Source organism: Roseobacter sp. TSBP12 (assembly GCF_009129705.1).
GTDB lineage: Bacteria > Pseudomonadota > Alphaproteobacteria > Rhodobacterales > Rhodobacteraceae > Celeribacter > Celeribacter baekdonensis_A.
In genome coordinates, this window is the sequence record NZ_PYIB01000030.1 from 1 (window position 1) to 24666 (window position 24666).

Here is a 24666-nt window from a genome sequence, read left to right on the forward strand (position 1 = left end):
AGATTTAAAGGCAACGCGACACCAAGATTGCCGATCTGCAGCGCATCGAGCGCGTCCTGTCGGACACTGTTGCGCGATGCACCGGCGATGCTGCCCCAGAATGCGCGGTGATCGATGCGTTACTCGATGCTTAGTCCACCCTGAAGAAGAGGGGGCAACGGACCTTCGTGAACGGCGCAGCGAAAGCCCGAAAAGTCCCGCATTGTGTGAGTTCATGCACAGTGCGGCGAAAGGCTGCTTTCTCCTTTCTACTCTCGCAAACGTTTTGCTCGTTCCGCCATTCTGACCACCTGCGCGCTTGTCGTTGCCGCGGCGCTCCGCACAGCGGCAGGCGTCTGCACCGCGCCTCGTCCGATTACTTCGCTTGTCGTGAGCGCACCGATCCGCGCCCGGCCCTTCACGCCGTCGGTATTGAAGATCCCCCGCATGATCCCGGTCGATCCAGCGACCACAGCGGGCGCTGCGGCTACCATCAGGTTCCCAGAGATCCCCCGCACAATCAGGGGCGTTGCAGCGACGAAGCCCTTGGCTAGGAACACCATGACGAAGAACGGCACGAGCGATCCGATGTTGGTTGCCGAGTTTGGATCACCGAGCTGCGCGAGAAGCGAATTCGCCATGCCGACGACGGTCGAAAACATTGCTGCGATGACGATGGGGTAGAAGGCATAGCTGACCGTCGTCGAGACCCACCTATGGAAGAAATCCTTGGTCGCGTCGAAGAGCGACAGAGCGATCATGATCGGAGCAAGGCCGAGCATGAGGGTCAGCATCATCTTGGCGAATATGAGGACGATGCCGGTCATGAAGCCAAGGAGGCTCAAAAGAATAAGCCCGATGCCGCCTAGGATCGCGCCCGTCATCCAGTTCAAATTGCTGCCGATGGCATTCAGGTACTGGCTGAATTTTTCGATCAGGATGTCGAATTCGCCGGCAAAGTGTGTGGCTCCGGCTCCTCCGCCGCCAACCGAAGACACCAGCGCGCCAGCGACGTAGTCCAAGCCTCCAATGACGGCGTTCGCTACTGCATTGAAGTTTGCCCAGTTGAAGGCGAAGAGCCCTATCAGCATCAGCTTGATCAGGTACCAGAAGAAGCTGGCCCCATCCATGCTGCGGAACTGGAATGCCATGTTGATGCAGACGCCGATTAGCGAAAGCGTGACCATCAGCAGGACGATCGTGCCGGTATTGCTTGCCACGGCCCCGAACTGGGACTCAGCCGCATCGACAAGGAACGCGTCTGCCGTTCCGACCATCCAGCTGACGACGCCCATTACCAGTTGCCTTGAGCTTCGCAGATTGTACGCACGCTCGGCTCGAGTTGCTTCCTTACTTCAATCCAGTCGCGGCGAAACGCTGAATGCTCGGCTTGGCTAAGGCCTGCATACCTTTCATGATACTCGCCATCGGAGCTACCCCAAGCGGGAAAGCGGGTTTCACAGCCGCAGTCGCCAGATTCAGCGATCTCCTCCCAGGCCCGAATTTCGTACAATTCCATCAAAGCTGCTGCCTTGTAGCTTCCCGCGGATTGATTTCGTCCATCCAGGTCGGGCGCGCCGGACGATCGTTGCAAATCCGGTACTTTTGAGGCGACATATCGACCGTGAGATCGTTTGAGATCGGAGGCGAAGTCTGCGCCACAAGGGGGCCCGCCAAGGCGGCAAGCATGAGTGCGAGAATTGGTTTTCGCATCTGGGGGGTTCCTTTTTTACTCAGCGGCAACGGAGGGGCTCTTGTTGCCTCTGCCGTCGACCGTGTCGAGGTTCAAATCTGTGGTTTGACCCGGGAGGAAGAACTCGGTGATCCCGCGCGCGCCTTCATGGCGGCCTGCCTGAATGATCACGTCGATCGAGCCCTCAATGTAATCGATCATGTCGGCATAGGTCATCGGCACATCGGTTTTCAGGGCGGCGATGGCGAGGCGGCGAACAGCAAGTTGTGGGGTCTCGGCATGCAGCGTAGTCAGCGATCCACCGTGGCCGGTGTTGATTGCCTCGAGAAACGTCATCGCCTCGCGACCGCGGACTTCGCCTAGGACAATCCGGTCGGGTCGCATGCGAAGCGTTGAGGCCAAGAGCACATCGGCACTGCGGGCATCCGTGTCCCGGTCCGCGATCAACGTCACGGCATTGGGCTGCTCGGGGCGCAGCTCGGCCGCCTCCTCGATGGTGATGATCCGCTCTTCGGGCGGAATCAGCGAAAGGATCTTGCGCGCCGCAACCGTCTTGCCGGTCGACGTGCCACCCGAGACGATCATGTTGAGCTTGTTCTCGACGCAAAACCGCAGCGCGGCGCCGATGTCGCCGGATGTCACCACATCGCGCAGTGCGGCGTTACGTTCGCGGCGCAAGCCTTCGAGGCTGCGCTCCTTGCCATAGAGAAATCCGAGCCGGATCGCCTCTAGCGGCAGGGAGGAGAAAAACCGCAGTGATATCGAAAACCCGCCCTCGACTGCCGGCGGCTGGATCACCTGCGCGCGGATCGGGCGATCTCGATATAGGATCGAGACCGAGACGATAGGCTTCTTGGTGCTGAGTGTGGTCGAGGCGGCGGAGGCAATCTGGTTGCCGAGGTCCTTGATCTCGGTTGGGCTCAGCGGGCTGCCGAGACCTCGCATGAAGTGGTCGCCCTGGAATTCGCCCCAGACTTGTCCGTCGGGATTGATGCAGATCTCGATCGTGTCGTCGCGCAGGACCTCGGGGCCGAAACGGTCGAGCGACGCTTCCAGATAACTTGCAGCCATGTCAGAAAATCTCGAGGTCACGATCAACCATGACCGTGATCCGTGTACCCTGGTCGACATGTAGCACTGGCCGGATCGCCAGATAGTCCTGCATCACGCTTTGCGTGCTATCGCGCAGGTCGGTGCCGACATCACTCGCAACATCGGCCGCCGCCTCGCTGTCGATTTGACCCGCTGCAGCCGCAGGCAGAGCGCCGATCAAGGAGATCAGCGCGGCGGAGCCGAAGCGTTGCGCGAAACGGGTGTCGACAAACCCGGTGGTGCCAGTACGGCCGAGTTCGTCTCCACCGAAGGCGCTGATCTGCACAGTCTGATTGTCGGGCAAGATGATCCGGTCCCATGCCACCATGACGCGCGATTGGGCGAGTGCGACATCGGAGCGGTAGCGCCCGATCAGCCGCGCGCCGCGCGGGATCAGGATACGGGTTCCATCGAACGAATGGACGTCTTCCGAGACGATGGCGCGGATCGCGCCGGGCAGTGTGCTGTCGAGAGCCGTCTCTGTGACAGCCTGAATCATGGTGCCCTGAACAACCGTGTTCGATGGGTTCGCGATCACTTCGGCACGTGTCACCTGCGCAGGTTGTGCGCCCGAACGAACAAAGGCTTCATCTGCATTCAAACGTGCGGCTTCCAGCGTGTTCTCCCTATCCGCACCCGCGCCCATCCCGGAGAATGCGATCATAGGAGACGCGATACGCTCTGCGCGGGCCTCAGCTTCAGCAGCGCGCCGCCTTTCGAGTTCGGCCAGCCGCAATTCTTCTTCACTTGGTCCCAATGAGGTCGGCTCTGGTGGTGCAAGCCGTGCAAGTTCCAAGTCCATGCGGAGCTGATCCAATTCGCGGTCCCGCTCGGTCAGCTGCCGCTCGAGGGCACGCTGAGCCTCGGCGGATGCTTCCTGTAAGGTGGCAATTTGCGCCGTCAGGTCCGCAATAGCCTGCTCCGCCCCGCTATCCGCGGCCTCGGCCGGTCTTGCGCGCAGGTCCTCGAGTTCCGCTCTCAATGTCGCAAGACTTTCCATCAGCGCGAGTTCAGACTCGCTCGGACCTGTGTCCGCAGGCGGGGCTTGGCTGGGCTCCGGGGTAGAAATCGGCGCCAGATCTCCGAATCCGGGGCCGCTGCTCTGGAACTCCTCCGGCGCGGCGGTCGCCATTGGTGCTTCTGCCGACGGCTGTAGGGCAGCCCACGCCAGACCACCTGCTGCGGCGATGCCGACGACTCCAAGGATCGCGGCAAGCGGTGCAGGCCGCTTGTTTGCCTTCGCTTTGCCTGTCGAACCTTCGAGAGCCGCGAGGCGCGCGGCGAGGTCTTCCGTACCTTCGGTCATGATGTGGCCTGTCCTGCGTCCTGGACGCAAATCACCTCTTCGCCAAGGCGAAGGACCCATTGCCGGTTGACGCCGGACACGCGGATGACGCCGTCACTCAAGGCCTGGCTGTTTACCGCGCGTTCCCTGCCGTTCGAATATCGGAAGATGGCGGGCACCGGCGCGTTCCGTGCAAACCGGAAATACGTGAAGGTACCATCATCCCAGATGGCCGTCGGCGTGAACTCTTCTCGGGCGCTGACCGCATAGTTCGCGTTCGGCGCATCGGCCGCAACCGCCCTGGTGGGTTGCACGCGGTTTTCAGGATAGCGGAACTGCACGACATAATGCGGCGTCTCCCGGGCTTCGACGACATGGAAGTAGTAGGAGCGGCGGTTGGTGTAGACGGTGATGTTGGTGGCGACGCCAGATGCTGTCGGCTTGATGGCGAAGGCACGGCCACCCGGGACACCGTCGAATTGAAACCCGACCGTATCGCCGGCGATGATCGAGCGGATGGTTTCACCCTCACCGAATTCGACTGTGGTGACGCGGGTCAGAGTCGTGACGACACGGTAAACCTGGCCTTCAGTCCAGGTCGCGACGCGCACGCGATTGTCATGAGAACCTGGACGGGGCGTAGTTTCGGCCAAAGCAGTCGTTCCCGCGAACGCGAGAATACTGGCGGCCAGCAGCGCAGAGATTGGAGTGCGAGTCATTCGGAACGGTCCGATCGGATGGCATATTGGGTAACGGTGAAACCGAAAGGGTTTTGCCAAACATCGTCGATCGCTCGGGTCCGCTCGGGCCGGAATTCGAACATCAACGTGGCAGTGAACGATCCATCCTGTACCCCCTGAGGCTGGTCAGGCGCTTTCTGAGCCGCACCTGGGCGCGGTTATCGCCAATAAGGGTGATCGATGCGATCTCAACGGCCATCTCGGCCGCAGCCCCGTAACGCGTCGGCGGATAGCTGTCCTGCCCCGATGTCCACATCGCGCGCATGCTGGCCTCGGCCGATCCGGAAGACTGTGCCAGGACACGGCGGACACGAAGATCGTTGTCGAGCTGGTTGTAGGTTTCGCGGTCGAAAATGTAGCGGTAGATTTGCGCTTCGATCACGGCAGGCCGTTCGGCGAGCGACACGGTTTCAACCGTGGCATTGGGGAGCGCCATCCCGGTCGCGGGATCGTAGGGCACAACCACGGGAGGCGGCGTCTCGACCATCAGCGCGACAGCCGCAGCCGTCAAACAGCCGAATACGCCAAAGCCTGCCCCGGAAATGCCGATCATCCGCCAAAGCTGTTCCCGGCGCAGGGCACCGTAGACAAGTTCCTCTTCCACGAGCTCGCGCGCAGTCATCACCCCTGCCCCACTCATGGCTCAAGATCCGGCAAGGTGAAGTCCATGTAGCGGCGTTCTTCGGCAACCGTGGCGGCGTCGACCACGCCTGCATTGCCTGCGCCTAGGGTTTGGATCGCTTCCAGCTCCCACATCCGGGTCATGGCGATGGCGAGTTCCGCCGTGACGCGTGTGTTATGATCCATCGAGGCTTTGAGATCCTCCATGTCGGGGATCATCTCGACCAGACGTTCCACCCGTTCGAGAGACTGTTCCGCCTCTGCGTGGCTGTTCTGCGCCGCCGCCGACATCACAGCACCTGTGGTGGCCCGCGTGGCCACGCCTTCGGCGCCCGGATTGCCGCTGGTGGCGATCTCGCGGAGTGAATCCTCGTCGAACCCGGCGCTTGCCAGCGCCTGTTCCATCTGCGTGCGCATGGGCCCGGCATTGGGCCCGATGAGCGCGCTCCAATCGCCCGCCTGGATGCCTCGGATCAGGCCGGGGATGTCTTCGAAGTTGGCCTCAAGCAAGGTATCGAGGTCCCCGCCCATGGCAAGTCCGAGGATGCTGCGCGGCCCGGTGAGCGAGGCATACATCTCGTTCAGCTGATCGAGTTGGCTTTGCAGCATGTCCAGTTGCTCCAACGCATTGTCCAGAAGATCGGTCTGGATCCCGAAATCCTGCAGCATCTGCTGAAGCTGGCGGATTTCCTGGGCAATGTTCTGAGTGTCCACCGTGGGCACACCCTGTGCCGCGACAGGTCCGGTAACATTGAGGGCAAGCGCGAGAGCGATGCTACCGGCGAAAAGGGAACGGGGCAGGCGCAGGTTCAACGCAAATCCTCCTGACTAAAATCCATGTATCGCCGCTCGGCAGCTTGCGCTGCCGCCAAGGCGATCTGCTCGGCGCTGAGTGGCTCGGTTCGGGCGGCCTTGATCCGGGTCCGGATTGCGACCAGCCGGGCCAGTTCGGCCCGGGCATAGGTGTTGAGCGCGATGGCCTCGTGGAGATCCTCGGTCTCACCAATGCGGGTGATGATGTCCTGAACCCGCAGGGCGGCGGCACGGACCGAGACCAGCGAATAGTCGCCATAGACCCCTGCGCCGTGGGCCGAGAGGCTGAAACTCGCGTTGGCGAGGAGCACAGGATCGATGGTGCCGAGCGCATCGATGCCGCCCACGGCCGCGAGGTAGCTGTTGTACTGCTGCGGGATCACCACGACATAGTGCTGGGTTTCCGCGAAAGGCGGCACACCGCCATAATCCTGCACATTGCCAGGACCGGCGTTATAGGCGGCGAGCGCATGGATAATGTTGCCATCGAACATGTTCAGCATTTGTGCGAGGTATCGCGCACCGCCGGTGACCTGCAGATAGGGATCGTCGTAATAGGCCGGGTAGATCCCGAGATCGCCCGCGGTACCGGGCATGATCTGGGTAAGTCCGAAGGCCCCTACGGGTGAGCGTGCCCCGATCTGGAAGCGGCTCTCCTGCCAAATCAGCGCCTGCAAGAGACAGCGCCATTGCACGAGCGAAAGACCTGCGCGGCCGACCCCGGACAGACTATGGGTGTCGCGTGCTGCGCGGATGATCAGCTCCTCGATCCCCTCCCTGGCATCGCCGAACATCCGCGCTGCCGCTGGATTGGTGTCCTCGGGCGCATAAAGACTGGCGGCCGCGCTTTCGACGTCGTCTACCGCCCCCTGCCCCGCCTCGAGCCCCGCCACGGTTCCGGCCACGTCTCCAGCGCCAAGCGACATGGCATCCATCAGCCCTTCGAGGGAGGCGAGTTGCTGGCGCTCGATTTCGGCCAGTTCCTCCTCGCGGCTTAGCCGGACCTGCTGCAGTGCCAGGTCCCGATCGGTCTGCTCAAGGATGGCCTGCCGCTCTGCGAAGAGGCGCAGATCGAAGGTCGGCACGCCTTGGGCGACCGCTGGCCCTGCCGTGGGACCTGCCAGTGCAAAGCCGATCATCGAGAGAGGTAGCCAGGTCCGCATTGGCTCAGCCGCCCGCCCCCAAGAGGACGAAATCGCAAGGACTGTCGCGGCGCGTGACCTCCGCCCCCATGGTCGAGATCGTGGCGGTGGCGGTTCCTGCCTGCGCAGGAGCCTCGCGAAAATTGAAGCAGTTGGCTTGCGGGGGGTTATGCTGCGCACAGGCTGTCAGGGTCAGGCCGAGCCCGAGCAGCACTACGCTGCGAATGATGGTACGGGTCATGTCACTCTCCAGAAATCAGGACGTTCGCGATAATCGGCGCCGACAAGCGCTTCGCCCTTCTCCATTCCGCCAAGGATGGTCACGAGCGGGCCGAGCGCGCTGAGATCGGCATCGATCACGACGGAACCACGGTCGTCGCGTACAAGCGCGAGCCGCGAGGCCGAGCCGACGCCCAGAAGCACGTCGAGCTCTTTCTCGGTCAGGCCGAGCATCGCGTAGTCAGCGGCGGAAGCACGAATGTTGGGCAAGAGCACCTGCGTCGGCACCGCTTCCACGATGGTCTTGCCGGTGCGCGTGCGCTCGAGCTGGCTGGCATATTGCGTCATCATCACGACGACGGCGTTCTGCTTGCGGGCGGTCACCAGCCAGTTGCTGAGGCGCTCCGCAAAGTAGGCGTTGTCGAGGGCTTTCCATGCCTCGTCGATGACGATGATGGTGGGCTTGCGGTCCTCGATCACCCGCTCGACCCGGCGGAAGAGGTAGGACAGGACCGCCATGCGTTCCCGCTCGCTCTCGGAATCGAGGATGCCGGTGAGGTCAAAGCCCGCGACGTCTCCATCGATGCTGAAACTGTCCTCGGCATTGGCCCCGAAGATCCAGCCGTAGCGACCCTCGGCCGTCCATTCCTGCATACGCTCGAAGAGATCGCCCTCGTCATCGGTCGAGACCAGCAGCGAGGCGAAATCCGACCAGTTTCGTAGGCCCGCATGTCCTGCGCTCGCGTTCTGGCGCACGACTTCCTGCAATCGGTTGGTCTGAACCGGGGTTAGCGGTCGATCGCGCCGCTCCAAGAGGCTCGCGAGCCAATCAGCAAGCCATGCCTGGCCCCGCATGTCGATCTCGGTCTGGAGCGGATTGAGGCCCGTGGGGCGCCCCGCCCGCACGGTCGAATAGCTGCCGCCGAGCGCGCGGACGGCCATCTCCATGCCCGCGCGATAGTCGAATACGAAGACCCGCGCACCTGCCCGCCGTGCCATGGTCATCAGGAAAGCCGCCAGGACGGATTTGCCGGAGCCGGGACGGCCGAGGATCAGCGTGTGGCCTCCCGTGGGCTCGCGATCCGGCGCGCCCTGTTCGTGGAAGTTGAAGCGAAAACCACTGCGCTCGGGTGTCGGAAAGAGCGTGATCGGCACGCCCCAGGGGACTTCCCGACCTGTCTTTCCGAGCGGGGTGCGGTGAAAGGTGGCGAGATCGGTGAAGTTGTGGTTCGTGATTGCGGCCTTGCGGCTGCGCGCCCCTGTGTTCCCGGGATGCTGCGCCATGAAATGCGCCCGCGCCCCGAAGGCCTCCGAGATCAGGTTGATCCCGGAAGTGGCGGAGATGTTGCGGATTTCGGCCGCGATATCGTCAAGCGCCGTCTGGGTGCGGGCATAGACGGCCACGGTCATGTGGTGCTCGCCGAAGATCAGGCGTTTGGATTCCAGATCGTCCTGGGCGAGTTCCAACTCCTGCGCGAGGCTGACGGCCCCGTCATTGGCCGCCTGCATGAGCCGCAGCTGCCGCTTGATCCGGCCCGCCATGATGTTGGCGTTGATCGGCACAAAAGAGTGCGTGACCACCATGTCGACGGGCAGATTCAACTCGTCGAGCATCAGGCTATCGGTCTTGGCGGGGTAGTTCTTCACCGCAAAGATCGCCCCGAGCTTGTCGCCGACGGCACCGTCCGAGAGTGCGATGGTCGTGCCGCGGAAGGTGACGCGGGTATTTGCGACGTCCTCGGCGATCACACCGAGGCGCGACCGGGGGAAGAGCGGGTGCTCCTCGCCTGTGTTGAGTGAACCGAGGAAGCCCAGAAGCTCGCCGCTGCTGGCGGCCAGCGGGCGGGGCTTCAGCTCATCGAAGGAGGACAGCAGAAACCCCACAACCTCGTCGAGCTTGCGCAAGCGGCGGGTGGTGTCGGCCGCATGTCGCGAGCGAGACGCCCCCAGACCGAAGGGCAGACGGCTGCTCGCCTCGGGGCGCTTCAGCACGGTCAGAGTCAGCGTCTTGTCGCGCAAACTCGCGCGGCCGAGATGCGCGTGCCATCGTTTGTCGACGGCGGCCGCAAACCCTTCGCCCGGAACGGGCGGCAGGGTCACGTCGACCGCTTTCGAGACCTTGTGCAAGTAGAATGAGAACTCGGTCCCGACCTGCGCCACGATGCCAGCCAGCAACCCTCCGATCCGGTCGAGATGCCCGTCCTCGCTCGTGGTGCTGTTCACCCCCTCGAGCCGGATGCATTGCATCAGCTCGTTGCCGCGTGTCCGGATCGTTCGGTCGTTCACGAGGCTCACATAAGGCAGCATCATTGAGAGCCGCTTCTCGCCCTTGACCCATGCGGGTAGCGCGGTCAGCGGATCGATGGCGTTCTCAATCTCATCGGCAATTCCATCACGGGGCATAGCTGTCGCCTCCATGCAGCTTGCGGTTCGTCGTGGGCGGGGTTTCCTGCAGGGTGATCACCAGGACATCGAGGAAGTTCGGATCCCAGTCCGCGGCCTTCCAGAGCGCCGGCCAGGCCAGCCCCGCGAAAACAGCCACCACCCAGCTCTGCACCCAGAGGAACAGAAGCGTCGAGCCGAAGAGCCAGACCATGGCGTACATGATCGGCAAGCCCATCAGCTTGGGTGGCCTGAGAAGGCCGATGAACACGCGGGACTGGTCAGCCATGGCCAAGAACTCCGGGATTGCTCAGGTGGTCCAGATGGCGGCGACGATGGTGGGTGCTGCGGCGATGCCCGCGATTGCAACCACGACCCAAAGCGCCTGACGAAAGTCGAGGATGCCAAAGAGCCAGGAAAGAAACACACCGATCAGTGCGAGCGTGCCAATCACGATGCCCAAGGGACCGGTGATCGCATCGACAATGCCTTGAAGCAGGGTCTGTACCGGCGAGAGGTCGATGCTTTGCGCAAGCGCTGGACCCGCCAGCACGATAAGGGCCGTCGCGCCGAGCGCGACGATCGCCCGCGTGCGGAGCACGCTTTGACGTTTCCTCGATGTCATGAAAGATCTCCTCTGAGCCGCTCAAACACGGCAGTCACACGGGCCACATGCCCTTGGGTTTCTCGAAAAGGGGGGATGCCGCCGTGGCGTGTGACCGCCTCAGGGCCAGCGTTGTACGCGGCAAGGGCCAGAGAACCCTCACCGAACTGGTCGAGCATCATCAGCAAGTAGCGGGCTGATCCGTCGAGGTTCTGCGCAATGTCATGTGGGTCCACGCCGAGGTCGCGGGCGGTATCCGGCATAAGCTGGCCAAGGCCTATGGCACCGACAGGGCTACGTGCAGCCGGATTGTATGCGCTCTCGACTTCGATATTGGCCCGGTAAAGGAGCGCCCAATCAGTGACTGAAAGCCCTGCGCGACGCAGCGCACCATGCCCGGCATACCGCAGAGCCGTGGTCTCGATCGCATGGAGGATTTCTGGGGTGGCGCGGGCGGCGGATCGAGCCGGGATCGCTGTCTCGCTCGTTGCGTCAGGAACGCGAGGTTCTGCGAAGAGAAAAAGGCGCCCGTTTGCCTCTTGAGAAGAGGAAATCAATTGGCCGTCTGGGCCAACCGAAAAGATGAAACCGTCGGCCAGGGCCGGGGGCGCGGAACAAACGCCTGTACCCAAAGCAACGACGAGCGCAGTCGCGCGGTCAGCTGCCTTTGACCGGAGGCGCGGCGTGGCGCTCGCGGCCACCTTCTTCAAGTGGGATGCTAGCGGTCGTACAGCCCATGTCGGCCAGGAAACTGACAAGGCCAACGATGGTTTTGAAGTCGCGGAGCTTGAGGACGCTTCGGCTGGTGACGAGCATCTTATCGTCACGCTCATCAGTGGCGACGGCGCGGATGACCCACGAGCCGTACCAGCTGTTATGGCGCTTCTCTGCTCTCTCCTTGCAGACCACCTCAATGAGGTAGCCCTCGGCGAGCAAGCCGCGCAGTCCGTCTTCTGTAACCACATTCGGGGCTTCTTCAATCATGGCCTTCCCTTGGGTCCTTGTTCTGCCTGGGTGCAGTATCAGGCCCACGGGGTCGCAACACCGTGAGCGATACAAAACAACATTAATGATAGCAAGACAATAATAACGTGTTGACGAAGTTCGCCTTGCTCCGATAACGGTGATAGCCGACAGAATGATAATCTTAAAGGCGGCAAAGGAGTTTTGCCCTGCGGCTGTTTATTGCGCGCAACGCACCGTTGCTGTTCGCGTTCCTGCTTGGAAGCATGCCGATAGCCGCGGCAGCAGATTGCGTACCTCCCGAACGACCGTTCTTGCCTCAGTCGCAAGACGACATGCGTGCCTACGCCGATCTGATCAGAAGCGATTTCGAGACCTACATTGCCGATGTGCAGGACTACTTTCGTTGTCTCGACGCCGAGCGCGCTCGCGCCTTTGTTGAGGCGAGGGAGGTCAGTGATGACTACGCCAGGTTCCTGAATGCTCTCGAGTAAGCGACTACGGGTTTGTGCCGCCAGTAGAAATCAACCGTTAGACCAACGCTCCGTCAGTCTCTAACGCAATGATGTTTTTCAAGCGGGCGATCATGTCGTCACCGCTTGCGACATCCGCGCTCGCACATTCATTGATCGATTAGGATTTCAGCAGTTTGTTCAGACTTCTACGAAGAATGTATGAAAAATTGGCCCACACGTTTTGGTGACTTGCCGACATTTTGTTTCAGCAATACAGCTTCAAAAATGATGTACAGGATTCGGGCCTTTTTTGGGATACTCCAGATTGCCTCCATATTGGTGGCAGTGACCCTGATGCCGTCCAATGCATCAGCCATGGTTTCGTGCTCTGTTGAACAACTCGCCCAGGAGTCTTCAAACGAGCGCCACCATCATGAAACGGACATTCCGGCTGCAGATATCGACCATGGAGCAGACCACTGTGCGTCACATATCTGCGTGGTCGGAGACTTCGTAGGTGCCGAAAGTTGCACAAAGCAGTCCGCTAATGTTTCCCTCCGGTCCTGGGATATTGCGTCCCTAGTCCGTTCGGCCACACCCGAAGGTTTGCGGCGCCCTCCTCGCGCCTGATGCACCTGTAGCCGCAGTTTGACTGCGACCATCTGCATCTGACATTTCGAGGAAATCTAAGTGAAAATTCTGCTTGCGGCATCCTTGCCGCTGTTCGGGGCCGCCTGCTCGGCGCTTCCTGAACTTGAAACCGTGCCAGCGCTTACGGCGGCGGTTACATCGCCTGTGGTCGCGTCTGCGCAACCCGGGCCTGTTGTTGCTTACGCGGGCTACTCGGTCGGAGAACCGGCCGAATGGCGGACGCTGAATGATGAACAACGGGAGGGTGGCGAATGAAACTGCCTCTTCTCATGGGGTCCATGTTGCTGGTGTCCGCCTGCGCCAGTCCTGCCGTTCTTGAGCGCGCAAAACCAGATCGCGCGGGCTTTGGCAGTGTCGAGACGGGTGCACGCCAGGCTCTAGGGGCCACACCGATCTGGAACCTGTCTGCCGCGGACCTTGAGGAAACGCGCAAGAGGGTTCACGCCATGGTGCATGGTAAGACCGTCAGCGCCGACACCGCAGTGCAGGTTGCCCTGATAAACAGTCCCGCACTTCAAGCCAGCTTCGCTGAGCTAGGTCTGTCCTCAACTGACTTATGGGAAGTGGCTATGGGGCCGGTGCCCTCGATCGGTGTGTCAATCTCCGGGTTGGCTGGCGATGTCACTCGCACACTTGAGGCAACATTAATCAACTCCCTGCTCGACGTGGCAACATCCGCACCGCGGACCCAACTTGCGGAGATTCGCTTCAGACAATCCGAACTTGCTGCGCTCGCCGACACGATAGACTTGGCCGTTGAAACCCGCCGGGCCTGGATTGAGGCGGTTGGCGCTTTCGAAGCCGCTGCACTGATCGCTCAAACTCAGGGCACTGCCGAGGCAGCGTCCGAACTTGCTGTGCAACTGGGCCGTACCGGCGCGATGAGCAAGGCCGATCAAGCAAGAGAGCATGCCTTTACTGCTGAGCTTGCCGCCGAACGTGCAGCCGCCCAATTGGAGGCGCAATTGGCCAAAGAAAAACTGCTTCGGCTGATGGGGCTTTGGGGTAGCGACACCACTGTATTCGTGCCGGACTCGCTGCCCGCCTTGCCTGGTGGCCCGCGCGTTGCAGGAAATATCGAACAGCTGGCACTGGCAAACCGCGTAGACCTGGCATCTGGAAAGCTGGAACTCGAGGCGCTCGCGCTGGACTACCGTCTGACCGGGCAAACCCGTATGGTCTCGGACGTCCAGTTGGTGGCTGGTTTCGACCTGGAACGTGCAGCCGGAGAAACCGAGGCCAATCCAGCGCTTGCTCTAGATTTCGAGATCCCGCTCTACGACACCGGTCCGCTGGTGTCGAAGCGTGGCCGCATGGCCTATCTGCAGGCAGCGAACAGGCTGGCCCAGCAGGCCGTCGATGCGCGTTCGGACGCACGCATGGCCTATAGGGCCATCACCGGTCGCCATAGCATCGCGCGGCATTGGCGCGACTCTGTTTTGCCTCTGCGACGCCAGATCGATGACGAAGCGCTGCTGTCCTACAACGGCATGCTGACCTCGACCTTTGAATTGATCGCTGATGCCCAGGAGGGGCTCGCTTCGCGCCTCTCTGCCGCAGAAGCGAAACGTGACTACTGGCTTGCCGAAACAGACGCGACCGCGGCGATTTGGGGCGGGGCAATTACTCTGACCGGAGGTAGCGAAGAATGATGAACCGTCGTCAATTACTGGGCGCGGGATTGACCGCGAGCGCTGGAGCTGTGCTGGCGAACGCCGGGGCCGCGCAAACACGCTTTCGCGATCTGCCCGAGGCCGCCTTTACCGACAGCCCCTATACACAAGTTCCCCCAAGGCCTTCGGATCGGTTCGACTACAACCCCGTTGTAACACTGAACGGATGGTCTTTGCCGTATCGCATGAACGGAGATGTAAAGGAGTTCCACCTCGTTGCAGAGCCTGTTGAAAGGATTATGGCGGACGGGATGATTGCGCGGCTCTGGGGCTACAATGGCCAATCCACCGGACCCACAATCGAAGCGGTCGAAGGCGAGCGGGTGCGTATTTACGTAACCAACCGTCTTCCGGAACATACCAGCGTGCATTGGCACGGACTGATCCTGCCATCGGGAATGGATGGAGTTGGTGGTTTGTCGCATCCCGGCATCCCGCCGGGTAAGACCTTCGTCTACGAGTTCGACCTCATCAAGTCCGGCACCTTCATGTACCACCCGCATGCGGACGAGATGGTACAGATGGCCATGGGCATGATGGGGCTCTTCATCGTGCATCCGCGCGACACGGCGTTCATGCCGGTGGACCGGGATTTCGCGTTCCTCCTTGCGGCCTATGACATCGACCCGGGGACCTACATCCCGCGCGTGGCCGAGATGACCAATTTCAACATGTGGACCTGGAACAGCCGGATCTTCCCGGACATCGATCCTCTGGTGGTCAACAAGGGGGACCGCGTCCGTGTGCGTTGTGGCAACCTGACGATGACCAACCACCCAATTCACATGCATGGCTATGACTTTCAGGTCACCTGTACTGACGGAGGCTGGGTGCCGGAAAGTGCCCGTTGGCCCGAGGTCTCGATCGACATTCCTGTAGGCGCCATGCGCGCCTACGAGTTCGACGCGATTCACGAAGGTGACTGGGCGATCCACTGCCACAAGTCGCACCACACCATGAATGCTATGGGCCACGACATCCCTACATTTATTGGCGCCGACAAGTCCCGCCTGACCCAAATGATCCGCCGCCAGCAGCCTGGCTACATGCCGATGGGCACGGCGGGTATGGCGGATATGGGCGAGATGTCGATGGAGATCCCCGAGAACACCGTGCCGATGATGACCGGATGGGGGCCGCATGGCCCATTGGAAATGGGTGGCATGTTTAGCGTGGTGAAGGTTCGCGAGGGCATCGACCGCGACGATTACAGCGATCCTGGCTGGTACGACAACCCGCCCGGAACACAGGCCTACGAATGGACGGGCGAGCTGCCCGAACATGCATACAACACCAGTCCGAAAACCGTGATCACGCCGCGCGGCGGCGTGCGGCAGGGCTGATGCCAGAGCACAGGAGAAACACGCTCATGAAAACTGCACTTTTGACATTGGGGCTGGCCCTGATTCCCGCCCTCGCAATTGCGGACGCCGGGCACGGCAACGGTCAAATGGCCATCGGCATGCCTGCGATGCATGGCCATGAACCCACGCGAACCATCGATGTGATAATGCGTGAGGACTACGACAAGGACGCACCGTTCGTCTTCGAACCCTCCTCGGAAATGACTTTTTCTGAGGGTGAAACCGTGCGCCTGCGCATCACGAACATGGGTGAGGAAACCCACGAGTTCGTGATGGATTCGATGGCACAAAACGCTGAACACAAAGAGCTGATGGCCAAGTTCCCTGAGATGGAACATGACGACCCTAACGCTGTGCGCCTTGAACCAGGTGAAGAGGCGGAGATCCTTTGGACTTTCAACAAGGCCGGCAACTTCGAATTCGCCTGCCTGCTGCCCGGCCACTATGAAGGCGGCATGCACGGCGCCCTTACTGTCAACTGATCTCAAATCAAAGGAAACCAATCATGACCAAATTTTTGACGCTCGCCGCTGCCCTTCTGATGACCGCTGGAACTGCAATTGCTGCTAGCGATAGTGCCATGTCCTCGGGCACGGTGACCAAGATCGATGCCAAGTGGAACAAGATTACTGTCGACCATGGCCCGCTGGAAAACCTCGACATGCCAGCAATGAAAATGGTCTTCGTTCTCGCCGATCCCGCGATGCTGGAAGGGCTGAGTGAAGGCGCACAGATCAACTTCGTTGCCGACCGTGTGAATGGCAAGCTGACTATTACAGAGCTGGTGCAGTAACTACAGGTCGCGCGCCCTGTCTCGCAGGGCGCGCGATTTCATTCGTCGTCGGAGATCATGAGAAAGTTGCGTCGTCTACGACAGAAAGATCCGCAAGAATTGGACAATCCGGTCGGTGATCGCCAGCACACTGGTGCACGAGAGACGAAAGAGTTTCTTTCATCGACATGAGTTTAGAGATCTTTTCATCAATCTGGCGCAGGTGCACCTCTGCGACGGCCTTTACCTGCGCACTTTCTCGATTGTCATCGTTATAGAGCGCCAAAAGCGTACGGCAGTCTTCGATTGTAAATCCCAAGGCTCGCGCTCGTCCGATGAATGCCAGCTTATGAAAATCGATCTCTCTGAAGCTTCGATACCCGTTTGCAGCGCGCAAAGGTGTTACTAGACCGATATCCTCATAGTAGCGAATGGTCTTGGCCGGCACTCCTGACCGCTCGGCAACATCACCAATGTTCATTTCTGCCTCCTCTCACTCGGCCGGGACGGGGGCGAAGTCCTCCACCCGCCCAGACTCTTGGCGCTCGTCCATCGCCGGTCTTACGCGCCGCAGCCGCAAGGCGTTCGTCAAGACAAAGACCGAGCTAAGTGCCATCGCACCGGCAGCGACGACCGGTGACAGCAGCACGGCGAAACTCGGATAAAGCGCTCCGGCGGCCAAGGGTATCAAAGCCACATTGTAACCAAAGGCCCAACCAAGGTTCTGTTTGATGTTTCGCATGGTGTGTCGCGAGATCTCGAAAGCGTTCACAACGCCGCGAAGATCACCGGACATCAATACGACATCTGCGCTTTCGATCGCCACATCCGTGCCAGTGCCGATGGCGATGCCAACATCCGCGTGGGCGAGCGCGGGTGCATCGTTGATGCCATCGCCAACAAAGGCCAATGTGCCCTGCTGGCGCAGATTTTCCAGTGCCGCCACCTTGCCGTCGGGCAAGACCCCCGCGATCACGTGGTCGATACCAGTCTCTTCGGCAATTGCTTCTGCCGTTTCGCGTTTGTCGCCGGTAATCATTGCCACCTTCAAACCCAGACTGTGCAGTGCGGCAATCGCGGCTCGGCTCGAGGGTTTGACCGGATCGGCGACGCCAATCGCAGCCACCGCCTTGCCATTGATTGCGGCGAAGAGTGCGGTGCGACCTTGCCGTGCGAGCATAGTTTCAGCCTCTGCGAGTTCACCAAGATCGATCCCTTCGCGCTGCATCATTCGGTCAGCTCCGACAACAACCTCGGCCCCGTCAACGATGGCGCGCACGCCATACCCTGTAATCGAAGTAAACGCGCTCGGTTCCGACAGTCTGATGTTTTCCGCCTGCGCGCCGCGCACGATAGCTTCGGCGATCGGGTGTTCTGATCTGGCTTCGACCGATGCGACTGCCGCAAGAACGGTGCAGCGCTCGGCTCCTTCCGCCAGCACAAGGTCGGTCAGCGCGGGACGTCCGGCGGTGACGGTGCCGGTCTTGTCCAGAGCGACAACCTTGACGTCCCCCAATGCTTGCAGAGCATCCCCCTTGCGGAACAACACGCCCATTTCAGCAGCGCGACCGGTCCCGACCATGATCGACGTCGGCGTCGCCAGTCCCATCGCGCAGGGACAAGCAATGATGAGAACTGAGACACCCGCGACCAGCGCATAGGTGAGGGCGGGATCAGGGCCGAATATTAGCCAGACAAGGATCGTCAAGGCGGCGAGGGTCATCACAGCGGGGACGAACCAAAGCGTGATCCGATCCACCAACCCTTGAATGGGGAGCTTGGCGCCCTGCGCATCTTCGACCATGCGGATGATTTGGGACAACGTGGTATCCGCACCAACACGCGTTGCTTTATAGGTCAGACTGCCCGCGCCATTGACCGTACCGCCCGTGACAGGATCACCAGCCGACTTGCCGACCGGCACGGGTTCCCCGGTGATCATGCTTTCATCGACATGGCTTTCGCCGTCCACAACCTCACCGTCCACGGCGAGTCGTTCTCCGGGGCGCACAACAATCAGATCTCCGGTGCGCAAGGCATCGATCTCGACCTCGACCGCATCGCCGTCACGCAAAATACGCGCCGTACGAGCCTGTAGGCCGAGCAGCTTCTCGATTGCAGCCCCTGTTCGCCCTTTCGCTCGCGCTTCGAGCCAGCGCCCGATCAGGATCAGGACCACGATGACCGCGGCGGCCTCGAAGTAGACAGCGCGGACGGCCTCGGGCATCAGCGACGGGAAGAACGTTGCGACAACTGAATAAAGATAAGCTGCGCCTGTGCCGACGGCGACCAGACTGTTCATGTCTGGAGCACCTTTCAGCAAGGCCGGAAACCCTTTCAGATAGAACTGTCGGCCGGGCCCAATGAGCACAGCCGTTGTGAGGATGAACTGGATCAACCAGCTGGCCTGCTGTCCTATGGTATTGTTGATCGCCATATGCACGGCCGGGATCAGGTGCCCGCCCATTTCCATCAGGAAAACCGGCAAAGCGAGTGCTGCGGCCAGTGCCACCCGGCGTGCCAACCCGCGCGCTTCCTCTTCTTTTCGCGAAGTGCGATCCTGTGTTGCCGTGGCCTCGGCCACGCTGGCTGGATATCCGGCTTGCTCGGATGCACGGATGAGGGCCACAGGGTCGGTCATGCCCTCAAGATATGTGATGCGCGCATTTTCCGCCGCAAGATTAACGTTGACCTCCAACACGCCGGGAACCAAGGCAAGTGCCTTGTCGACGCGCCCGACACAAGAAGCACATGACATGGACGCGATGTTCAGCGTCACGGATGCCGTTCGCGCTGGATACCCGAGATCTTTCAGGGCTTGGACCGCATCTTGCAGGTGGGGCGAACCATCCACGCTGAAACGCGCCGTCTCGTTCGCGAGGTTCACCGAGACATCGGATATTCCCCTCAACGCGGCTAGGCCCCGATCCACGCGCCCTACGCATGAGGCGCAAGACATTCCTTCAATCGAGAGCGTCACTTTGGATTGATCTGTCATTTCAGTCTCCTGGAATCCCATTTGACACCCCAAATAGGAGTTCCAGTGACTGGAAGGTCAATACCCAATTTGAACTTTCCTGGCTTCGCTTTAAAAATCTACGGAGACCCTTGACCTTCCCCCCACTGGAAGCCCCATCTGCACTGAACAAGCTGTCACAGAGGAGACATCGACATGAAATTCAACGTTCCCGACATGAGTTGTGGTCATTGCACCAGTACGATCGAAAAGGCGATCAAGGCAGCTGACGCAAATGCGAGCGTATCTTGCGACATTCCGGCCCGCACGGTTTCTGTTGAAGGTGCACTGTCAACAGAACGGCTGACGGCCCTGCTTCGTGAAGCTGGGTACGAAAATACCGTGACTGCCTAATCTATGGGTCATCGCACCCGTCGTGACGGGTGCGATGACCTAGCGATTTCTAGCGACGGATTTGCCTGGTTTTCTGAGGTTCCGCAGATCATGAGCGCGAAGGCAACAGGATGAGAGCACTGCCTAAGAGGCAAAGAAGAATGCCTGCAATGTCCCAGCGGTCCGGTCGGCTCCCCTCCACTAGCCACATCCAGATCATGGACGCCGCTATGTAGACGCCCCCGTAAGCTGCATATGCCCGACCGGCCATTTCGCTTTCTGCGCGCGTCAAAAGCCATGCGAAGAGTGCCAAACTTACCAGACCTGGCCCGACCAAAAGCGGCGAACGATCGAGCCGCAACCATGCCCAGAAAGCAAAACATCCGGCGATCTCGGCAAAGGCAGCAATAAGATACCAAAGGTAAGTCATCTTCTCGCCGCCTCTTTCAGTGGTAGGCCGTGCCTAGGTCTTTTGGTATGTAGGGGCTCCGGCTCATTCGCCTGCATCATTGCTCATCGGGCGTGATGTCAGAACCCACCGCAGAGTGCTAGTTTGCCGACGCCCGCACGTTGTCGACCAGTTCCGTGAGCTTATCGCTCTCCACGAAGCCTGGAACCAGATTGTCGCCGATCACAAATGAAGGCGTGCCACTGAAGCCGAGCGACTGCGTCAACCGCATCGAGGTCGCGATGTGCTCTTCAATTTCGGGGCGCTCCATGTCGGTTTGAAGGCGTTCGATGTCGAGACCAACTTCTTGTGCTATCCTGAGAACGCTTGCCTCTTCCGCCCGGCCGTTCATACCCATTAGGGCCCAGTGGAATGCCTCATACTTGCCTTGCAGCCGCGATGCGAGTGCAGCTTTGGTTGCAAACACTGACCCGTCCCCGAGAATTGGCCATTCGCGATAGACCAGACGCACATCAGGATCGGCCTCCAACAGAGCCTGAACTTCCGGCATAGCGCGTCGACAATATGGGCAGTTGTAATCGAAAAATTCGATAACGGTCACATCCCCATCGGGATTGCCGAGAACCGGTGCATTCGGGTCTTGCTCGAGCAATTGTCGCTGATCGCGCAAGACGGTTGCCTGCGCTTGTGCCTGGGCTTCGGCGTCCTGACGTTGAAGTATTTCGACTGCTTCCATGATGATTTGCGGATTCTCGCGGATAGCCTCATATACAAGTTCCTTGACCCGCGCTTCGTCCAGGTCTGCGGCCTGCACTGCCATTGGAAGTAAGGCAAATGACGATACGAGCATCAAATTTCTGAAAATCATGTCCATTATCCCTCTTGTTCTGCTGCTGTGCGTGCGGCCTGAGCATTGCGCTCTCGCTCTGGCCAGGTCGACTTAATGAAGCCGAGAATGTTCCAAATTTCCTGATCTGTGAGTTTGCCGGCGAAGCCCGGCATGCCACTATCGAAATCTGAGCCCTGTTGTCGCATCAGTTCCGCCCCCCCGAGCTTGGTGTAGGAGAACAAAATCTGGTCACTATGGTGCCAGGTATGACCGTTGCGATCATGCGGCGGCGCGGGCAGGCGGCCATCTGAACCAGGGCTTCGCCAGTCTGGTTGCCCTTCGAGATTGGCGCCATGGCAGGACGCACAGTTTTCAGAATAGAGAGCTTGCCCCAGTTCGATATTGACGTCGTCAAACGGGGAAGAACCCTGGGAGGCATTGCCGCTGAACCACCAGGTTGCACCTAGCCCAATCAGGCCAATGGATGAAATTACCGCCAGGTAAGCTGATCTCATGCGACCTCCAGCCACGTCATCATGCCGGATGCCGCGTGCGAGAGCATGTGACAGTGAAACAGCCACTTTCCCGGATTGTCGGCAACGAAGGCGATCTCGCGAGTCTCGCCACCGAACATCAGCAAGGTATCCCGCAGGGGACCAACTTCACCGCCCTCCAGCACCTCCCGGAAATGCATCCCGTGCAAATGCATGGCGTGGGGGAAGGATGTATCGTTGTAGATCTCCACTCGCGCTGTTTCACCGCGTGACAGGCTAGCCAGTGGCTTCTCGGTCATGCCCACGGTACCATTGAAAGCCCAGAACTGGTTCGCGTCGACCAGTTGGCGGAACGTTTTTCGCTCACCCTCAAGTATGGCTGCGTCAAGGTTGCCCATTGCCCCGCCTTCCATGTTGAGCCTGATGCGTCTCGCCTGCTCCAGTCCCGGCACATCCATATTAGGGTTCGGTGGCAGAACTTGGGGGACATCCCGCACAGCGGAGGCCAAAGTGCCGGTCACGCGAAACTCGGTTTGGGCAAATCCCTGGCCGTCTTCAAGCCGCACCAGATGAGCACTTTCCCCTTCATCCGCAATGACGTCGACAAACAAATCCGCTCGTTGGCCCGGCCCAAGGATGATCGGTTCGCTGATCTCACTCGGCGTCACCAGTGGCATTCCGTCGAACGCCATCACCCACCCCTTTAGACCTGACAGGCCCAAAACAAAGATCCTGGCATTTGCCGCGTTGATCAACCGAAGCCGCATCCGCTCACCCTGGCTCACGTTGAGCGTAGAATTGAAGCTTCCGTTGGTGGCGACAAAGTTGCCACGTCGGCCTGCATGGCTACGATCATGAACGGCTTCAAAATCTGGGTCGAGTTGTGCGGTCTCCGGGTTGAGGAGCCAATCGTCAAGAATAAGGACTTCATCGCGATCAACATCCGGGGCTATCGGTTCTTCGACGATCAACGCTCCGTAGAGCCCACGAGCGACCTGTTCGACGGAGCGATTATGCGCGTGAAACCAAAAAGTTCCTGCATCTGGAACGGCAAAATCGTAGTCGAAGGTTTCGCCTGTGGGGATGGCATCTTGGGTGAGCCCGGCCACGCCGTCCATCGCATTTGATATCCGCACGCCATGCCAGTGCAGGGACGTCGCCTGCGGCAACTTGTTGACGAGCCGACGTTGAAGACGCGCGCCCTGCCGAACACGGATCACGGGGCCAGGAAACTTTCCGTCATAGCCCCAAATCTCCGTCTTGGGGTAGTCCGGAGGGGCGAGTTGTACGGCGCCACTTTGCGCTGTCATCACCTGAAATTCAGGGGTGGCTGCTGATCCAGCCTTAGGGAAGACGCTCAACGCACTCATTGCCAACCCCGATTGAATGAATGCTCTTCTGGTGTGTGTCATTTCGTTCTCGTTTGTTGTGCGAGCCAGTTTTGGCTCACACATTGTCTCTATTGCAGTCACATGTCTTTATTAGCAGCGGCGCCCTCGCCCTGAGCGACCCGGTCGGCTCGAGGTTCGTCACCATCAAGCAAGTACACGGCCATCGCTTCCAGATCATCGGGGGACAAAAAGCGCGTATTGCCCTGCACGACCTCCACCATGCTGCCGCCGAAAGCGTCGCCTGACGGCGTCACGCCAGTACGCAACGCATAGGCGAGGTTGGAAACGGTCCAGCCGCGTTCCGCCAGTGAGTTCGGCGTGATCGAAGGCGCCTTGCTCCCCCCTGGCAATGCCTCATTTCCAGCAAAAACCGCGTCAAGCAGGCGCCCGCCTCCGATATTGCGTGGCGTGTGGCAAGCACCGCAATGTGCTGCACCTCGAACCAGCTCGCGACCGCGGTTCCATTGTGCGTTTTTCTCGTCAATGGGTTCCGTGGGTGGATCGTAGAGATAGGCCGCCCGCCATAGCTTCAGGCCCCATCTCTGATCGAAAGGAAACTTGACATCATGCTCAAGCGCTGCCTCGGCGACCGGTGGCACGGTCTGGAAAGCTGCCCAAAGGTCGGCAATGTCCTGATCCGTGAAATCCGCATAGAACGGATAGGAAAAAGCGGGATAATACGGCTCTCCGCTAGGACTAATGCCCTGGCGAACCGCCTTGGCGAACTGCTCAACCGTCCACCCCCCGATGCCGCTCTCTTTGTCTGTCGTCAGATTGGGCGGAAAAAACGTGCCAAAATCTGTCGCCAGCCCCGCGCCGCCTGCGAGTGCGGCGCCGCCAGCCTCTGAATTGGTGTGGCATGAAATGCACCCGGATACGCGAGCCAAATAGGCGCCGCGCTGGACATCACCCGTTTGCGTGATCGACGCGGGCACCTTGCCAATCGGCCAGATCACAAGGCCGCCGACCACAAGGGCGCCAAGCGCCCCTGCAGCAAAGACCAGTTTTTTCATCCGGCCCATCTTTACTTCGCCTCGTAGCGGAATTTCGCGTGACATGCCGAACATGTCTGGGTCACCATGTTGAATGCCCCATCTGCGGGCATCGAGGCATAGTCCATCATCGGGCTTCCTGACGAAGTTCCCATCATGGACGAAGCTCCCATCATGCCACCGGGGGATTGCGTGCCCATCATAGAGCCTGCATCCATTCCCGCCGCTGACGCCATAAGCCCGTTGTCGGCGGCTTTGGCAAGACCTTCGCTAACCACCTTGAGCTGCTCTGCGAGCGCACTGAATTCTTCCCAATCCGACCAGATCTCGGGCTTTGCTTCCGACGGTTTCCCAGCAGACCCTTCGGGAAACAATTCGGTCATGCCTTCGCTATGTTCGACAAAGACGCGTGCTCCCGCACGAACAGCTTCAGCATCATAGGTGATTTCACCACGCATCATCGGAGCCAGTTCTTTGACCGATTGCCCCATGGCCATCATGCCGTCCATGCGTTCCTTGACGACGCCTTCCGCGCCACCATGTGCAAATGCAGCTGCGGCCATTGTCGTTCCTGCCAAGAGGCCGATCATCAGTTTGCTTTTCATCGTTCCGTATCCTGTATTTCCATGCTTGATAGATTTAATTTGATGAGGCGTGGTTGCCCCTAGGTCAGGATAGGTGTTTGGGAGGCGGGGTGTCCCTTAGGACATTCCGGTTAGAAAAGCTCTGATCTGGATGTTCGCGAGGCAATTGC

Annotated in this window: 26 protein-coding genes and 1 pseudogene; 6 read left to right on the plus strand and 21 right to left on the minus strand. The window is 60.1% G+C overall.

Translation table 11 applies throughout. The annotated features are described in order from the left end of the window. Positions 1 to 248: 248 nt before the first annotated feature. The 13 genes and pseudogenes from C8029_RS09845 to C8029_RS09910 form a co-directional block, all read right to left on the minus strand. Positions 249 to 1274: a TrbL/VirB6 family protein gene (locus C8029_RS09845; protein WP_009574169.1), complete on the minus strand. Its 1026-nt coding sequence runs from the start codon at positions 1272 to 1274 to the stop codon at positions 249 to 251. A gap of 434 nt (positions 1275 to 1708) precedes the next feature. Next, entirely contained in the window at positions 1709 to 2743 is a 1035-nt protein-coding gene (locus tag C8029_RS09855) for an ATPase, T2SS/T4P/T4SS family (RefSeq protein ID WP_090062945.1), read from the minus strand. Position 2744: 1 nt separating this feature from the next. Then, positions 2745 to 4070 carry a TraB/TrbI/VirB10 family type IV secretion system protein gene (locus tag C8029_RS09860; protein WP_107718039.1) on the minus strand — a complete coding sequence of 442 codons (1326 nt, stop codon included), beginning with the start codon at positions 4068 to 4070 and terminating at the stop codon, positions 2745 to 2747. Continuing rightward, entirely contained in the window at positions 4067 to 4768 is a 702-nt protein-coding gene (locus tag C8029_RS09865) for a TrbG/VirB9 family P-type conjugative transfer protein (RefSeq protein WP_009574160.1), read from the minus strand. Before C8029_RS09865 ends, C8029_RS09860 begins: the two co-directional genes overlap by 4 nt. Further along, a pseudogene (locus tag C8029_RS09870) lies at positions 4765 to 5411 on the minus strand (VirB8 family type IV secretion system protein). The gene C8029_RS09865 and the pseudogene C8029_RS09870 overlap by 4 nt, the downstream one beginning before the upstream one ends. 14 nt (positions 5412 to 5425) lie before the next feature. Then, the gene (locus tag C8029_RS09875) at positions 5426 to 6223 is read right to left on the minus strand and encodes a type IV secretion system protein (RefSeq protein WP_028095516.1); all 798 of its coding nucleotides are present in this window, start codon (positions 6221 to 6223) and stop codon (positions 5426 to 5428) included. Further along, entirely contained in the window at positions 6220 to 7386 is a 1167-nt protein-coding gene (locus C8029_RS09880) for a lytic transglycosylase domain-containing protein (protein WP_152002834.1), read from the minus strand. Before C8029_RS09880 ends, C8029_RS09875 begins: the two co-directional genes overlap by 4 nt. A 4-nt stretch (positions 7387 to 7390) precedes the next feature. After that, positions 7391 to 7606 carry a hypothetical protein gene (locus tag C8029_RS09885; RefSeq protein ID WP_043872333.1) on the minus strand — a complete coding sequence of 72 codons (216 nt, stop codon included), beginning with the start codon at positions 7604 to 7606 and terminating at the stop codon, positions 7391 to 7393. Then, the gene (locus C8029_RS09890) at positions 7603 to 9987 is read right to left on the minus strand and encodes a VirB4 family type IV secretion/conjugal transfer ATPase (RefSeq protein WP_107718037.1); all 2385 of its coding nucleotides are present in this window, start codon (positions 9985 to 9987) and stop codon (positions 7603 to 7605) included. Before C8029_RS09890 ends, C8029_RS09885 begins: the two co-directional genes overlap by 4 nt. Then, entirely contained in the window at positions 9977 to 10255 is a 279-nt protein-coding gene (locus tag C8029_RS09895; protein WP_009574151.1) for a VirB3 family type IV secretion system protein, read from the minus strand. Before C8029_RS09895 ends, C8029_RS09890 begins: the two co-directional genes overlap by 11 nt. Before the next feature lie 21 nt (positions 10256 to 10276). Then, entirely contained in the window at positions 10277 to 10591 is a 315-nt protein-coding gene (locus C8029_RS09900; RefSeq protein ID WP_043872335.1) for a TrbC/VirB2 family protein, read from the minus strand. Beyond that, a complete protein-coding gene (locus C8029_RS09905) occupies positions 10588 to 11271 on the minus strand; it encodes a lytic transglycosylase domain-containing protein (protein ID WP_043872336.1) in 684 nt (227 codons plus the stop codon). The genes C8029_RS09900 and C8029_RS09905 overlap by 4 nt, the downstream gene beginning before the upstream one ends. Next, positions 11228 to 11554, minus strand: coding sequence for a hypothetical protein (locus C8029_RS09910; protein WP_009574148.1), 327 nt, complete (start codon positions 11552 to 11554; stop codon positions 11228 to 11230). The genes C8029_RS09905 and C8029_RS09910 overlap by 44 nt, the downstream gene beginning before the upstream one ends. A 314-nt stretch (positions 11555 to 11868) precedes the next feature. Here C8029_RS09910 and C8029_RS22015 point away from each other — a divergent pair, with 314 nt between their 5' ends. From C8029_RS22015 to C8029_RS09935, 5 genes are all read left to right on the plus strand, one after another. Beyond that, a complete protein-coding gene (locus C8029_RS22015) occupies positions 11869 to 12027 on the plus strand; it encodes a hypothetical protein (protein ID WP_169747690.1) in 159 nt (52 codons plus the stop codon). A gap of 863 nt (positions 12028 to 12890) precedes the next feature. Further along, on the plus strand, positions 12891 to 14291 hold the full coding sequence (locus C8029_RS09920; protein ID WP_043872337.1) for a TolC family protein: 1401 nt from the start codon (positions 12891 to 12893) through the stop codon (positions 14289 to 14291). After that, a complete protein-coding gene (locus C8029_RS09925) occupies positions 14288 to 15655 on the plus strand; it encodes a multicopper oxidase family protein (RefSeq protein WP_074646437.1) in 1368 nt (455 codons plus the stop codon). The genes C8029_RS09920 and C8029_RS09925 overlap by 4 nt, the downstream gene beginning before the upstream one ends. A gap of 26 nt (positions 15656 to 15681) precedes the next feature. After that, positions 15682 to 16158, plus strand: a complete 477-nt coding sequence (locus tag C8029_RS09930) for a cupredoxin domain-containing protein (protein WP_009574143.1) — start codon at positions 15682 to 15684, stop codon at positions 16156 to 16158. A gap of 23 nt (positions 16159 to 16181) precedes the next feature. Continuing rightward, a complete protein-coding gene (locus tag C8029_RS09935) occupies positions 16182 to 16469 on the plus strand; it encodes a copper-binding protein (protein WP_009574142.1) in 288 nt (95 codons plus the stop codon). A 55-nt stretch (positions 16470 to 16524) separates the two neighbouring features. Here C8029_RS09935 and cueR read toward each other — a convergent pair whose 3' ends face one another. Continuing rightward, on the minus strand, positions 16525 to 16929 hold the full coding sequence (gene cueR / locus C8029_RS09940; protein ID WP_009573646.1) for a Cu(I)-responsive transcriptional regulator: 405 nt from the start codon (positions 16927 to 16929) through the stop codon (positions 16525 to 16527). 12 nt (positions 16930 to 16941) lie between these two features. Next, on the minus strand, positions 16942 to 19446 hold the full coding sequence (locus C8029_RS09945) for a heavy metal translocating P-type ATPase (RefSeq protein WP_040402909.1): 2505 nt from the start codon (positions 19444 to 19446) through the stop codon (positions 16942 to 16944). A gap of 174 nt (positions 19447 to 19620) precedes the next feature. Here C8029_RS09945 and C8029_RS09950 point away from each other — a divergent pair, with 174 nt between their 5' ends. Continuing rightward, positions 19621 to 19818 carry a heavy-metal-associated domain-containing protein gene (locus C8029_RS09950; protein WP_009573644.1) on the plus strand — a complete coding sequence of 66 codons (198 nt, stop codon included), beginning with the start codon at positions 19621 to 19623 and terminating at the stop codon, positions 19816 to 19818. An 88-nt stretch (positions 19819 to 19906) separates the two neighbouring features. Here C8029_RS09950 and C8029_RS09955 read toward each other — a convergent pair whose 3' ends face one another. From C8029_RS09955 to C8029_RS09980, 6 genes are all read right to left on the minus strand, one after another. Continuing rightward, the gene (locus C8029_RS09955; protein WP_009573643.1) at positions 19907 to 20227 is read right to left on the minus strand and encodes a YnfA family protein; all 321 of its coding nucleotides are present in this window, start codon (positions 20225 to 20227) and stop codon (positions 19907 to 19909) included. Between the two features lie 118 nt (positions 20228 to 20345). Continuing rightward, positions 20346 to 21074, minus strand: coding sequence for a DsbA family protein (locus tag C8029_RS09960; protein WP_040402930.1), 729 nt, complete (start codon positions 21072 to 21074; stop codon positions 20346 to 20348). A 5-nt stretch (positions 21075 to 21079) separates the two neighbouring features. Continuing rightward, positions 21080 to 21550, minus strand: a complete 471-nt coding sequence (locus tag C8029_RS09965; protein ID WP_009573641.1) for a c-type cytochrome — start codon at positions 21548 to 21550, stop codon at positions 21080 to 21082. Continuing rightward, entirely contained in the window at positions 21547 to 22941 is a 1395-nt protein-coding gene (locus C8029_RS09970) for a multicopper oxidase family protein (protein ID WP_009573640.1), read from the minus strand. The genes C8029_RS09965 and C8029_RS09970 overlap by 4 nt, the downstream gene beginning before the upstream one ends. A gap of 56 nt (positions 22942 to 22997) precedes the next feature. Then, a complete protein-coding gene (locus tag C8029_RS09975) occupies positions 22998 to 23933 on the minus strand; it encodes a c-type cytochrome (RefSeq protein WP_096807334.1) in 936 nt (311 codons plus the stop codon). An 11-nt stretch (positions 23934 to 23944) separates the two neighbouring features. Further along, a complete protein-coding gene (locus C8029_RS09980) occupies positions 23945 to 24517 on the minus strand; it encodes a c-type cytochrome (protein WP_066707483.1) in 573 nt (190 codons plus the stop codon). Positions 24518 to 24666 lie beyond the last annotated feature (149 nt).

What these genes read in the sequence shown, in the direction of transcription:
- C8029_RS09845 (WP_009574169.1), bottom strand. Translation starts at nt 1,274, where the DNA reads ATGGGCGTCGTCAGCTGGATGGTCGGAACGGCAGACGCGTTCCTTGTC.
- C8029_RS09855 (WP_090062945.1), bottom strand. Translation starts at nt 2,743, where the DNA reads ATGGCTGCAAGTTATCTGGAAGCGTCGCTCGACCGTTTCGGCCCCGAG.
- C8029_RS09860 (WP_107718039.1), bottom strand. Translation starts at nt 4,070, where the DNA reads ATGACCGAAGGTACGGAAGACCTCGCCGCGCGCCTCGCGGCTCTCGAA.
- C8029_RS09865 (WP_009574160.1), bottom strand. Translation starts at nt 4,768, where the DNA reads ATGACTCGCACTCCAATCTCTGCGCTGCTGGCCGCCAGTATTCTCGCG.
- C8029_RS09880 (WP_152002834.1), bottom strand. Translation starts at nt 7,386, where the DNA reads ATGCGGACCTGGCTACCTCTCTCGATGATCGGCTTTGCACTGGCAGGT.
- C8029_RS09885 (WP_043872333.1), bottom strand. Translation starts at nt 7,606, where the DNA reads ATGACCCGTACCATCATTCGCAGCGTAGTGCTGCTCGGGCTCGGCCTG.
- C8029_RS09890 (WP_107718037.1), bottom strand. Translation starts at nt 9,987, where the DNA reads ATGCCCCGTGATGGAATTGCCGATGAGATTGAGAACGCCATCGATCCG.
- C8029_RS09895 (WP_009574151.1), bottom strand. Translation starts at nt 10,255, where the DNA reads ATGGCTGACCAGTCCCGCGTGTTCATCGGCCTTCTCAGGCCACCCAAG.
- C8029_RS09900 (WP_043872335.1), bottom strand. Translation starts at nt 10,591, where the DNA reads ATGACATCGAGGAAACGTCAAAGCGTGCTCCGCACGCGGGCGATCGTC.
- C8029_RS09910 (WP_009574148.1), bottom strand. Translation starts at nt 11,554, where the DNA reads ATGATTGAAGAAGCCCCGAATGTGGTTACAGAAGACGGACTGCGCGGC.
- C8029_RS22015 (WP_169747690.1), top strand. Translation starts at nt 11,869, where the DNA reads ATGCGTGCCTACGCCGATCTGATCAGAAGCGATTTCGAGACCTACATT.
- C8029_RS09920 (WP_043872337.1), top strand. Translation starts at nt 12,891, where the DNA reads ATGAAACTGCCTCTTCTCATGGGGTCCATGTTGCTGGTGTCCGCCTGC.
- C8029_RS09925 (WP_074646437.1), top strand. Translation starts at nt 14,288, where the DNA reads ATGATGAACCGTCGTCAATTACTGGGCGCGGGATTGACCGCGAGCGCT.
- C8029_RS09930 (WP_009574143.1), top strand. Translation starts at nt 15,682, where the DNA reads ATGAAAACTGCACTTTTGACATTGGGGCTGGCCCTGATTCCCGCCCTC.
- C8029_RS09935 (WP_009574142.1), top strand. Translation starts at nt 16,182, where the DNA reads ATGACCAAATTTTTGACGCTCGCCGCTGCCCTTCTGATGACCGCTGGA.
- cueR (WP_009573646.1), bottom strand. Translation starts at nt 16,929, where the DNA reads ATGAACATTGGTGATGTTGCCGAGCGGTCAGGAGTGCCGGCCAAGACC.
- C8029_RS09945 (WP_040402909.1), bottom strand. Translation starts at nt 19,446, where the DNA reads ATGACAGATCAATCCAAAGTGACGCTCTCGATTGAAGGAATGTCTTGC.
- C8029_RS09950 (WP_009573644.1), top strand. Translation starts at nt 19,621, where the DNA reads ATGAAATTCAACGTTCCCGACATGAGTTGTGGTCATTGCACCAGTACG.
- C8029_RS09955 (WP_009573643.1), bottom strand. Translation starts at nt 20,227, where the DNA reads ATGACTTACCTTTGGTATCTTATTGCTGCCTTTGCCGAGATCGCCGGA.
- C8029_RS09960 (WP_040402930.1), bottom strand. Translation starts at nt 21,074, where the DNA reads ATGATTTTCAGAAATTTGATGCTCGTATCGTCATTTGCCTTACTTCCA.
- C8029_RS09965 (WP_009573641.1), bottom strand. Translation starts at nt 21,550, where the DNA reads ATGAGATCAGCTTACCTGGCGGTAATTTCATCCATTGGCCTGATTGGG.
- C8029_RS09970 (WP_009573640.1), bottom strand. Translation starts at nt 22,941, where the DNA reads ATGACACACACCAGAAGAGCATTCATTCAATCGGGGTTGGCAATGAGT.
- C8029_RS09975 (WP_096807334.1), bottom strand. Translation starts at nt 23,933, where the DNA reads ATGAAAAAACTGGTCTTTGCTGCAGGGGCGCTTGGCGCCCTTGTGGTC.
- C8029_RS09980 (WP_066707483.1), bottom strand. Translation starts at nt 24,517, where the DNA reads ATGAAAAGCAAACTGATGATCGGCCTCTTGGCAGGAACGACAATGGCC.